Below are 11,052 nucleotides of genomic sequence, written 5' to 3'. Positions count from 1 at the left end.
AGCGCGGCAGACAAGGCGGACACGGGCCGCTTCAGAGCCCTCAGACCTCCACCGGCAGCGCGCCCGAGACCTTGATCTGGCGGAGGATGAAGATCGTCGTCGTGGTGCGCACGACACCCAGTCGGCGGAGCTTTTGCATGATGAATTGCTCCAGCGCCTCGGGGTCATTGGCCGCGACCTTCAGGATGAAATCGAAGTCGCCCGTGATCGAGGCGCATTCAAGCACCTGATCGCTTTGGTCCACGAAGGCGTGGAAGGTCTTGATCGACGCCTCGGTATGATCGAGCAGCGAGACCTGCACATGGGCCAGCGCGTTCAGGCCCAGCTTCTTGCCGTCGAGAATGGCGGCGTAGCGGGTGATGAAACCCTCCTCCTCCAACCGCTTCACACGCCGCCAACAGGGCGAGGGAGAGAGGCCGACGGCATCGGAAAGCTCCTGCGTGCTGGCGCGGCCGTTGCGTTGAAGCACCCTCAGGATCAGTTTTTCGAATGTGTCGAGCATATCGTGTCTCAATCTGGGCTAGAGCAGGCAAAATCTTGCGGAGAATAGCTGCAACCGTCGCCTGAAGGAAAGGATTTGCCTCGATTTCGGTGATATCATGTCAGGTAAAGCGTGCCAGACAACAAGAGGTCCCCAGATGAGCCAGCCCCATGTGTTCAAATCCATCGCCCACGGCGTCAAGGATCATGGCGTCGAGACGATGTTCGGACTGATGGGTGACGCCAACCTCTTCATGGTCGACAGCTTCGTCCGCGATTTCGGCGGGCGCTTCGTGCCGGCCGCGTTCGAAGGCAGCGCGGTTCTGATGGCGGCGGCCTATGCGCGTGTGTCGAGCCGGGTGGGCGTGGCGACGGTGACCCACGGTCCGGCGCTGACCAACTGCATCACGGCGCTGACCGAGGCGGCGCGCGCCCATGTGCCTCTGGTCCTTCTGGCGGGTGATACGCCCGTCGACAATCCCCGGCATCTGCAGGGCATCGATCAGCGTGAGCTGGTTCAGACCACGGGCGCAGGGTTTGTCCAGCTCCGCTCTCCCGCCACGGTCGGCAAGGACGTGGCGCGGGCCTTCTACCGCGCGCAGGTGGAGCGGCGACCCATTGTGTTGAATATGCCCGTCGAATTCATGTGGGAGACCGCGGCCTACGAGATGCAGGTGCTCGACGTGTTCACGACACCGGGCGGCGTGGCCGAGGGCGAGGTGCTCGACAACGCCATCGGGATGATCGCCTCGGCGCGGCGGCCCCTGATCCTCGCGGGGGGCGGCGCAGTGGCGGCGCGGGCGCAATTGGTGAAACTGGCCGACCGGCTGGAAGCACCTTTGGCGACGACCTTGCAGGCCAAGAGTCTGTTCAACGACCATCCCTACAACATCGATATTTTCGGCACCCTTTCGACCCCTGCCGCCTATGACCTGATCGCGCAGTCCGACTGCATCGTCTGCTTCGGCACCGGGTTGCACGATTTCACCACCGATCGCGGCAAGCTGATGAAGGACAAGCGCGTGGTGCAGATCGATGCGGACCCCACGGCGATCGGCGGCGGGATGCACCCCGATGCGGCGCTGATCGCCGATGCCGGTCTGGCAGCCGAGACGATTACCTATTGGCTCGACGAGGCGGAAATACCCGCGAGCGGCTTCACGCGGGAGCTCGATACCGAGACATTGACCGCGCATCCGGCGGGCACGGCGCGCGCCGAGGAAGGCTTCGTGAATTACGTGCACGCGTTGGAGCGGCTGGAGGAGGCTCTGCCAAAGGACCGGGTGCTGGTCACCGACGGCGGGCGGTTCATGACCGAGGTCTGGTGCCGCGTCTCGGCGCCCGACCCGCGCAGTTTCGTGAGCACGGTCAATTTCGGTGCCATCGGTCTCGGGCTGCAGGAGGCCATCGGCGCGGGCCTCGCGGCGCCGGATCGCCCCGTGGTGCTGTTCAGCGGCGACGGCGGCTTCATGATGGGCGGGATCAACGAGTTCAACACCGCCGTGCGGCTTGGGCTCGACCTGATCGTGATCATCGCCAACGACAGCGCCTATGGGGCGGAGCATATCCAGTTCGTGGACCGGCAGATGGACCCGAGCCTGACGCAGTTCCACTGGCCGTCTTTCGCGCAGATCGCGAAGTCGCTTGGCGGCGACGGGGTGGAAGTGCGCTCGGACGCAGAGCTGGAAACGGCGCTGACCGCGCTGCGTGATCGCAAGGGGCCTTTCCTGATCGACCTGCGCCTCGACCCGATGGACGTGCCGCCGATGCGTATCTGAGGCGCATGGGCCGGAAGGCCAAAAACCGGCGCGATCTCCCTTGCCACAGCGCGTTCTGACGCTACGACCGAAACCATAGGCAAAGTTTCGCCGACGGGATTCTACTGCTTTGAAACCAAAAATTTACTCTGGTTAACTGTAGACACACGACAATCTTTGCCGCTGACGCGCGGGTCGCGCAGGCGCTGTTTTCAGCGTCGCGGCTCGGTGTCTGAAGTTGTCGGATTGGCAGGGCTTACGATGGCACGCATCGGGAGGGCACCCCCGCCAAAAATGGAAACGGGAGATTCACCATGACAGGGATGACGCGCCGAAGTCTTCTTACGATGATCGGCACCGCTGCGGGGAGCAGCGCAATGTATTACGCGATGACGGCGATGGGACACGCCATGCCGTCGGATTATTCTGGGCCGATCCAGTTGGAGGGCAACCCCAACGGCACCAAGGTTCTGATCCTCGGCGCGGGCCTTGCGGGCATGACCGCGGCCTTGGAAATGCGGGCCGCAGGCTATCAGGTTGAAGTGCTGGAATTCCGCGAGAAAGCCGGCGGCCGCTGCTGGACCCTGCGCTCGGGCGATACCTACACCGAGCTTGGCGGCGCCACCCAGACCGTGGACTTCGCCGAAGGCAACTACATCAACCCCGGCCCGTGGCGCATTCCGCACAACCATTACGCCGTGATGGATTACTGCCGTCGTCTTGGCGTCGAGTTGGAGCCCTTCATCCAGACCAACTACAACGCCTACGTCCACCGCTCCGACGCCTATGGCGGCCGTCCGATGCGGATGAAAGAGGTGTTGACCGATTACCGCGGACACATCTCTGAACTGCTGGCCAAGGCGGTCGACCAGGACCGGCTCGACGACATGGTGACCGAAGAGGACAAGGAGCTGTTGCTCGACAGTCTCCGGCGCTTTGGCGTGCTCAACGATGAGCATGAATATGTCGAAAGCCTGTCGACCAGCCGGTATCGCGGCTACGAGAAGCAGCCCGGTGGCGGTGAAGGCGCGGCCCCGATCCCGTCGGAACTGCTCGACCCCTCCGAGGTCATCCAGTCGCGGCTCTGGACCTACCTCGCGACCCACGAGACGATGAACCACCATTCGCCCATGTTCCAGCCGGTCGGCGGCATGGACGGCATCGCGCGCGGCTTCGAGCGCGAGGTGGGCGACCTGATCACCTACAATGCCAAGGTCGTCTCGCTCCAGCAGGACGAAAACGGCGTCACGGTGCAATGGGAAGACAAGGTCAACGGCGGCACCAATACCAGCACCGCTGATTACTGCGTCTGCACGATCCCCTTCTCGATCCTCGGCCAGATCGATCACAACCTCTCGGGCGGGCTGTCGCAGATCATCAGCGAGATGCCCTACAACGGCGCGACCAAGGTCGGGCTGGAATTCAACCGGCGCTTCTGGGAGCAGGACGAGGATATCTACGGCGGTATTACCTATACCGATCAGGCGATTACCCAGATCAGCTATCCCTCGACGGGCTACCTGTCGGACGGCCCTGCCGTGCTGCTTGGCGCCTATACATGGCGCGGGCCGAACACCTTCCAGTTCAACGCGATGCAACCGGAAGAGCGCATCGAGATGGCGCTGCAGATGGGCGAGAAGATCCACCCGCAGTACCGCGAGGAGTTCAAGACCGGCGTTGCCGTGACATGGCACAAGGTGCCGTGGGTGCTCGGCTGCTCGGGCATATGGCAAGACCGGGAGCGGGACTACGAGACCGCCATCCAGATCGACAACCGCGTGGTCTGCGCGGGCGAGCATCTGTCCTACCTGTCCGCCTGGATGGAAGGGGCGATCCTGTCCTCGCTGGACGCGGTTTCGCGTCTCCATGAAGTCGTGATGAATGGTGAATGATATGAAAACCAAGTTCCTGACAGCACTCTCCATCGGCGCGATGACGGCGTTCGGCGCCCATGCCCAAACCTCCACCCCGGCAACCGAGGCCTTCAATGCCGGCGGTTACGTCACCACGGACGGCGAGCAGATCTACCAGACGTTCTGCGCCGGGTGTCACATGCCCAATGGCGAGGGCGCGGAAGGCGCGGGCGTTTATCCCGCGCTGGCCAACAACCCGAACCTGGAGTTCTCGTCTTACGCGACCTACCTGGTGATCAACGGCCAGGGCGCCATGCCGGCGCTTGGGCAACACCTCGACAACGAGCAGATCGTCAACCTGATGACCTATCTGCAGACCAACCTCGGTAATGATTACGAGCCGGATGCGACCGTCGAAATGGTGGCGGACACGCGGCCCGTGGCGCCCGAGGAAGAGCTGGCCGAGCACGAGGTGCGGGAAGCCGCGGCCGAAGGCACGGCTGGTGTGACGCGTCACCCGATCCCCGGATCGGATTTCCCCATCGCCTTGGCGGTCGAAGTGCCTGCCGATGCCACGATGGTCTTCGTCAGCGGGACCGTTCCTCAGGTGGTCGACGACACCGCCGAGCAGGGCGCGCCCGAGCGCTACGGTGACACCACGGCACAAACCGTGAGCACGCTTTCGGCGATCGAGGAGCGTCTGGCCTCGCTGGATCTCACGATGGGCGACGTGATCTCGATGCAGGTTTATCTGGTGGCGCCCGAGGGGGCTGACGGCATGGACTTCAGCGGTTTCATGGAAGGCTACGTGCAGTACTTCGGCACCGACGATCAGCCCAACCTGCCGACACGCTCCGTGTTCGAGGTCGCCGGTCTGGCCAACCCCTCATGGTTGGTGGAAATCGAGGTCGTGGCCGTGCGCCCCTGACCTGATCACCGCATGACAGTTAACGCGGGCGCCTCGGGATCATCCCGGGGCGCCCGTTCGTTCTTGGCGGCCGTTTTCCTCCAATAAGTCGATTTCTCCGGGTCAAACCGAAGCTATCGGCGAATTAACTTTGCTTCGCAAAGCAGTTTCGTAGTTTCTGGTGGTCCAAGGCGTGCGTAGCCTTTACAAACGCTGAACTCATACTCGACGGCAGTCGTATCGACGTGGGCATCCACCGCGTGGGCAAATCACTTCGAGTCGAAACGTAAAATTGGTTGGCCTATGTCCCTGAAGCTACAAGAACTCGAAGATTTGAGCGCGCTCACCATGCGTCGCAACAACGTCTTCGAGCATGCCATCCGCCATAGCCGCCTGCCCCTGTGCATCTCGGACCCGAGCCTGCCGGACATGCCGATCGTGTTTGCGAACGAGGCCTTCTGCAACCTGACCGGCTATTCGGTGGACGACATCCTCGGCCGCAATTGTCGGTTCCTGCAGGGTCCGGAAACCACGCCCGAGAGCGTGCAGGAGATCCGAGACGCGTTGGCCTCGCACGAAGTCACGATGGTCGAGCTGGTCAACTACCGCAAGAATGGCGAGAAATTCATCAACGCTCTGCAGCTTGGGCCCGTCTTCGATGACGACGGCAAATTGATATACTTCTTCGGCTCGCAACTCGATGTGACCGAAGCCCGCGAACGCGAGCGGCGCGAGGCGGCGCTGCGCACGTCCGAGCTGGTGCACCGCCTGCGCAACATCGTGAATGTCATGCACGTGGTGATCAAGATATCGGGCCGCTCCGAGACCGACATCAAGGCCTACGGCGAGAAGATCGCCAACCGTCTGGTGGCCCTTGGCCAAGCGCATCTGGACACGCTGACCGATGAACAGCCGAAGTTCCTCAAGATCAGGGATCTCGCCCATGCGCTCTTGCTGGCCTATGCGCCCTTGGGCGAGCAGCAGTTCAAGTTCAAGGGCCCCGATCTCGAGCTGCCCCACGACACGGTGACAACCCTCACCCTGCTGTTGCACGAGCTTGCCACCAACGCGGTCAAGCACGGCAGCCTTGGGGCGGTCGGCGGCGTGGTCGAGCTGGAATGGGCCGAGACGGACGATGAGCACCTGCACCTGAAATGGCGCGAGCGGTTCGGTCCGACCGTGGTCAAGCCCACGCGCAAAAGCGGCTTGGGCATCGTCGAGACGCTGATCACGACCTCGTCGGGCAAGCTGAGTTTCGACTGGGACCCCGAGGGGTTGGTCGTCGATCTGATGTTACCCAAGTAGCGGCAGAAGGCTGGCCCGTAGGGACGGCCTGTCGCGCGCAACACTTGAGGATATGCCTTGCGACTTCTCCTGATCCACACCGGCGGCACGATCGGCATGGTGAAGACCGATGCCGGCTTCGCCCCCGGCGCGGGCGTCGTGGAAGACGCACTCGCCCGGCTGATCACGGCAGGAGAGGTCCCCACAGACATCACCATCCGGACGCTGGAGCCCGGCATCGACAGTGCGCAAGCCACGCCGGCTGACTGGATGCGGATCGCCGCCTGCATCGTGGAGGAGGGTGAGGAATTCGACGCCGTGGTCGTGACCCACGGCACGGACACGCTCGCCCATACCGCCGCGGCCCTGTGCCTCGCCTTGCCGGGGCTTGCGCGACCGGTCGTCGTCACCGGCGCGATGCTGCCCCTGACCGAGCCCGGCAGCGATGGCGAACGAAACCTCCGCGATGCCCTGCAGATCGCAGAGCAAGGCCCGGCGGGTGTCTGGGTGCAATTCGCGGGCAAGCTTCTCCATGGTGGACGGGTGCGGAAATCCCATTCCAGCGCGTTTGACGCCTTCGAGGCGGACGAAAGCCCCCTGCCCCCGATCCTGCAAGCTGACGCGCCCGGCCTGAACACCCTCTCGGCGCAGAAGGTCGGTGTTTTTACCGTCACGCCGGGCGCGTGTTGGGACGTTCTGGCCTATATCGTCAGCCATTGTGACGGCTTGGTCCTGCGCTGCTACGGCTCTGGCACCGCGCCAGACACGCCCGAGATCTGCGCGGCCCTTGCCAAGGCGCGCGACCGGGGCGTGCCGGTCATCGCGGTCAGTCAATGCCCCGAGGGCGGCATGAAGTTGGGCACCTATGCCGCGGGTCAGGCGATGCGTGAAACCGGCGTGATCGACGGCCGCGACACGACGCCCGAGATGGCGCTGGTGAAGATGCACTTCGCCTTGTCACTGCACAGCGATTACGCGGCGCAATGCGCCTTCCTCGGCCAAAACCTCGTGGGAGAGCGCAGTTCGTGAGGCGACGCGGTCACTGATCGGAGAGGATCCAGCCCGCGGCCTTCTCGGCGATCATGATGGTCGGCGAATTCGTGTTGCCGCTGGTAATCTCGGGCATCACTGACGCGTCCACAACCCGCAGCCCCGCCACGCCTTTCACCCGCAGATGAGGGTCGAGCACCGCTGTCGGATCATCGGCGCGACCCATCTTCACCGTACCTACGGGATGGAAGATCGTGCTGGCGATGTCTCCGGCCAGCCGGGCGAGATCATCGTCGCTCTGATATTGCACGCCGGGTTTGAACTCTTCCGGCGCGTAGGCCGCCATCGCGGGTTGCGCCATGATCTCGCGCACCTGCCGCAGGCTGTCGGCGGCGACTTTGCGATCGTCCGCCGTATCGAGGTAGTTCGGCGTGATCTTCGGCGCATCGCGGAAATTGCCGGAGGCAATACGCACGTGGCCGCGGCTCGTGGGGTTCAGGTTGCAGACGCTCACGGTCATGGCCGGGAAGTCGTGCAGATCCTCGCCAAACGCTTCGAGGCTGAGCGGCTGGACGTGATATTCAAGGTTGGCATGGCTGCGGGATGGGTCCGACCGGGTGAAAGCCCCCAATTGGCTCGGTGACATGCTCATCGGTCCGCTGCGCTTGAACAGATACTCCAGCCCGATTTTCGCCTTTCCAACCAAGGTATTGGCTAGCGTATTCATGGTCTGGGTGCCCTTGACCTTGAACACGGCACGGATCTGCAAATGGTCCTGCAGGTTCTCGCCCACGAAAGGCTGGTCCAGCGCGACCTCGATGCCGTGCTCCTGCAAGAGCTGCGCCGGACCGATGCCCGACAACTGCAGCACCTGGGGCGAGTTGACCGCGCCTGCCGAGAGGATGACCTCCTTGCGCGCCGTCACGTGGCGAGCCTCGCCCGCGCGATGGACGCGCGCGCCGGTGCAGAGCAGCGCGCCATCGTCACCCTTGCTCAAGGTCAGCTTCTCCACATGGGCCTCGGTCCAGATCGTGAGGTTCGGGCGGTCCTTCACCGGACGCAAGAACGCCTTCGACGTATTCCAGCGCCAGCCCGAGCGCTGGTTCACGTCGAAATAGCCAACGCCCGCATTATCGCCGCTGTTGAAATCATCGGTCCGCGCGATGCCCTGTGCCTCGGCGGCCTCTGCGAAGCTGTCCAGCACGTCCCACCGCAGCCGCTGCTTCTCGATCCGCCACTCACCGCCGTGGCCGTGCATGTCCGAGAACCGTCCATTGTCGCCGGTCGCGGGATCGGCGCCATCGTCAAGCTTGTAATGATCCTCGTGCGCCTTGAAATCGTTCAGGGAATTCTCCCAATTCCACTCCGGCTCCCCGGTCAGTGCCGCCCAATTATCATAGTCGCGCGCCTGCCCGCGCATGTAGATCATGCCGTTGATCGAAGAGCAGCCGCCGAGGGTTTTGCCCCGCGGATAGAGCAAACTGCGCCCGTTCAGGCCGCGGTCGGGTTCGGTCTTATACATCCAATCGGCGCGCGGGTTGCCGATGCAATAGAGGTAGCCGACAGGGATATGGATCCACAGATAGGTGTCAGCCTTGCCCGCCTCCAGCAGCAACACGCGGTTGGCGGGATCGGCGCTGAGCCGGTTCGCCATGAGGCACCCGGCGGAGCCGCCACCGATCACGATATAGTCGAAAGCGCCCTCGGCGTCGGTCATTGCGTCGTCCATCCTGTTCTCGCCACCGCCTTCGCCTGAGATGATGCGACATCCAAGGCTGCGGAATGTCTTCTTGGCAGATGAACCCGCCAAAGAGCAGACCTTTTTCGCGTCGCATCCGGATCAGACCCCTTCCCAGCATTTTCCCGGCGACCAACACCATTATGTGAGGTGGACAGTCAGCCACTAGACGACCGGTCTAGTAGAGGCTAGATGACCCCCATGACAGAGCAAAGCAAAGATACGCGCAGCCACATTCTGGCAGTCGGGCGCAGCCTGACGGCGCGACAGGGATTTACCGGCGTCGGGTTGAATGAACTGCTGAAAGCCGCATGCGTCCCCAAGGGCTCATTCTATCACTACTTCGCATCGAAAGAGGCCTACGGCTGCGCCCTGCTCGAGGATTTCGTGGCGCAGTACCGCGAGAGTCTCGGCTCGACGCTCAGCCGTCAGGATCAGCCGGCGCGGACGCGGCTCCTCGCCTATTTCGAGGAGTGGCTGGCACGGCAAACGAGCCCAGATGTCCAGCAACGCTGCCTTGTGGTCAAGCTTTCGGCAGAGATTGCCGATCTGTCTCCGGACATGAGCCGGATCCTTCAGAACGGCGTGACGGGCATCATCGCGAGCCTTACGAAGACGCTGGAAGATGGGGCAGCGGATGGATCGATTGCACCGATGCAGGACGCCGATCAACTTGCCCAATCAATCTACCATCAATGGTTGGGCGCGAGCCTGATCGCCGGATTATCGCACGACGATGCTCCGCTGCGATCGGCGATGGAAGCCACGAGACAGGCGATCTCTCCGCCTGATCTCTGACCCTCGAAAAGTGCGAGCAATACTCAAGCCTTACCCCTAGACGACTGGTCTATTCGCACCAGCCACCTCTGCCGCGCGCAGGACCAGACACAACGAAAACCAATCCTGAAACAAGAAAGACAAACATGCCTCAGACAAACACAACGAACCGACAATTGGTCCTCGCGGAGCGCCCGAAAGGCGAGCCTACCAACGACACCCTGAACCTGATCGAGACGGAAATTCCGACCGCAGGCGACGGACAGATGCTGCTGCGCACCACCTATCTTTCGCTCGACCCCTACATGCGCGGTCGGATGAGCGATGCGCCCTCCTACGCGGCGCCGGTCGAGATCGGCGGCACCATGGTCGGCGGCACCGTCGCGCAGGTCGTGACATCCAACGTCGAGGGCTTCTCGGAGGGTGATTACGTCCTCAGCTTCAACGGATGGCAGGACTACGCCCTGTCCGATGGCACGGGCGTCACCAACCTCGGCACCTCGCCCGAGCATCCTTCCTGGGCGCTTGGCATCCTCGGCATGCCCGGCTTCACCGCCTGGGCCGGCCTGACCCGCATCGGAGAGCCGAAGGCGGGTGAAACCATCGTGGTCGCGGCAGCAACCGGCCCCGTCGGCGCGACCGTGGGACAGATCGGCAAGCTTCTGGGGTGCCGCGTCGTGGGCGTCGCGGGGGGTGCGGAGAAGTGCGATTACGCCGTGAACGAATTGGGCTTTGACGCCTGCCTCGATCACAAGGCCGATGACTTCGCGGAGCAACTGACCGCCGCCACGCCCGACGGCATCGACGTCTATTTCGAGAACGTCGGTGGCAAGGTACTCGACGCCGTGATCCCGCAGCTCAATGCAAACGCCCGGATGCCCGTCTGCGGCCTCGTCTCGCAATATAACGCCACCGCGCTGCCCGAAGGTCCGGACCGGATGAACTGGCTGATGGGTCAGATCCTGCGCAAGAAGATCAAGGTGCAGGGCTTCATCATCTTCGACGATTTCGGGCACCTCTACCCCGAGTTTGCGAAGGAAATGTCAGGCTGGATCGAAGCGGGCAAGATCAAGTACCGCGAAGAGGTGATCGACGGGCTCGAGAATGCGCCGGAGGCTTTCGTCGGCCTGCTGCGCGGCGAGAATTTCGGCAAGCGGGTGATCCGCGTCGCCCAAGACTGAGGCTGGACGGCGCGCGCGGTTGGTCCGCGTTCGCGCTGAACATCTTTGACAAAGAAAAACGGGCGCAGAGAAATCTGCGCCCGTT

Annotated in this window: 9 protein-coding genes; 7 read left to right on the top strand and 2 right to left on the bottom strand. The window is 63.1% G+C overall.

Features of this window, described 5'->3' with window-relative positions; translation table 11 throughout:
- Positions 1 to 40: 40 nt before the first annotated feature.
- Positions 41 to 502: an Lrp/AsnC family transcriptional regulator gene (locus KYE46_RS09325; protein ID WP_219000353.1), complete on the bottom strand. Its 462-nt coding sequence runs from the start codon at positions 500 to 502 to the stop codon at positions 41 to 43.
- A 136-nt stretch (positions 503 to 638) separates the two neighbouring features.
- Here KYE46_RS09325 and KYE46_RS09320 point away from each other — a divergent pair, with 136 nt between their 5' ends.
- The 5 genes from KYE46_RS09320 to KYE46_RS09300 all read left to right on the top strand — a co-directional run bounded on the left by KYE46_RS09320 (position 639) and on the right by KYE46_RS09300 (position 7,310).
- A complete protein-coding gene (locus KYE46_RS09320; protein WP_219000352.1) occupies positions 639 to 2,258 on the top strand; it encodes a thiamine pyrophosphate-binding protein in 1,620 nt (539 codons plus the stop codon).
- A gap of 293 nt (positions 2,259 to 2,551) precedes the next feature.
- Complete coding sequence (locus KYE46_RS09315) at positions 2,552 to 4,129, top strand: flavin monoamine oxidase family protein (protein WP_219000351.1); 1,578 nt, start codon at positions 2,552 to 2,554, stop codon at positions 4,127 to 4,129.
- A 1-nt stretch (position 4,130) separates the two neighbouring features.
- Entirely contained in the window at positions 4,131 to 5,018 is an 888-nt protein-coding gene (locus KYE46_RS09310; RefSeq protein ID WP_219000350.1) for a Rid family hydrolase, read from the top strand.
- 312 nt (positions 5,019 to 5,330) lie between these two features.
- The gene (locus KYE46_RS09305) at positions 5,331 to 6,302 is read left to right on the top strand and encodes a PAS domain-containing protein (RefSeq protein WP_219000349.1); all 972 of its coding nucleotides are present in this window, start codon (positions 5,331 to 5,333) and stop codon (positions 6,300 to 6,302) included.
- A gap of 57 nt (positions 6,303 to 6,359) precedes the next feature.
- Positions 6,360 to 7,310, top strand: coding sequence for an asparaginase (locus KYE46_RS09300; RefSeq protein WP_219000348.1), 951 nt, complete (start codon positions 6,360 to 6,362; stop codon positions 7,308 to 7,310).
- A 10-nt stretch (positions 7,311 to 7,320) separates the two neighbouring features.
- Here the strand turns inward: KYE46_RS09300 and KYE46_RS09295 are convergent, their stop codons facing one another.
- On the bottom strand, positions 7,321 to 8,988 hold the full coding sequence (locus tag KYE46_RS09295; protein ID WP_219005078.1) for a GMC family oxidoreductase: 1,668 nt from the start codon (positions 8,986 to 8,988) through the stop codon (positions 7,321 to 7,323).
- Positions 8,989 to 9,201: 213 nt separating this feature from the next.
- Between KYE46_RS09295 and KYE46_RS09290 the strand changes: the two genes are divergently transcribed.
- Complete coding sequence (locus tag KYE46_RS09290) at positions 9,202 to 9,807, top strand: TetR/AcrR family transcriptional regulator (protein WP_346345201.1); 606 nt, start codon at positions 9,202 to 9,204, stop codon at positions 9,805 to 9,807.
- Positions 9,808 to 9,932: 125 nt separating this feature from the next.
- Positions 9,933 to 10,967 carry an NADP-dependent oxidoreductase gene (locus KYE46_RS09285; RefSeq protein WP_219000347.1) on the top strand — a complete coding sequence of 345 codons (1,035 nt, stop codon included), beginning with the start codon at positions 9,933 to 9,935 and terminating at the stop codon, positions 10,965 to 10,967.
- Positions 10,968 to 11,052 lie beyond the last annotated feature (85 nt).

The sequence above is a fragment of the Gymnodinialimonas ceratoperidinii genome (assembly GCF_019297855.1).
GTDB classification, from domain to species: Bacteria; Pseudomonadota; Alphaproteobacteria; order Rhodobacterales; family Rhodobacteraceae; genus Gymnodinialimonas; species Gymnodinialimonas ceratoperidinii.
Note: the sequence above shows the minus strand (reverse complement) of the source record. Positions and strands in the feature narration are given on the sequence as shown.

Bases quoted from the DNA above. Each gene is read 5' to 3' on its own strand.
- KYE46_RS09290 (WP_346345201.1), top strand. From the start codon at position 9,202: ATGACCCCCATGACAGAGCAAAGCAAAGATACGCGCAGCCACATTCTG.
- KYE46_RS09285 (WP_219000347.1), top strand. From the start codon at position 9,933: ATGCCTCAGACAAACACAACGAACCGACAATTGGTCCTCGCGGAGCGC.
- KYE46_RS09295 (WP_219005078.1), bottom strand. From the start codon at position 8,988: ATGACCGACGCCGAGGGCGCTTTCGACTATATCGTGATCGGTGGCGGC.
- KYE46_RS09310 (WP_219000350.1), top strand. From the start codon at position 4,131: ATGAAAACCAAGTTCCTGACAGCACTCTCCATCGGCGCGATGACGGCG.
- KYE46_RS09315 (WP_219000351.1), top strand. From the start codon at position 2,552: ATGACAGGGATGACGCGCCGAAGTCTTCTTACGATGATCGGCACCGCT.
- KYE46_RS09320 (WP_219000352.1), top strand. From the start codon at position 639: ATGAGCCAGCCCCATGTGTTCAAATCCATCGCCCACGGCGTCAAGGAT.
- KYE46_RS09325 (WP_219000353.1), bottom strand. From the start codon at position 502: ATGCTCGACACATTCGAAAAACTGATCCTGAGGGTGCTTCAACGCAAC.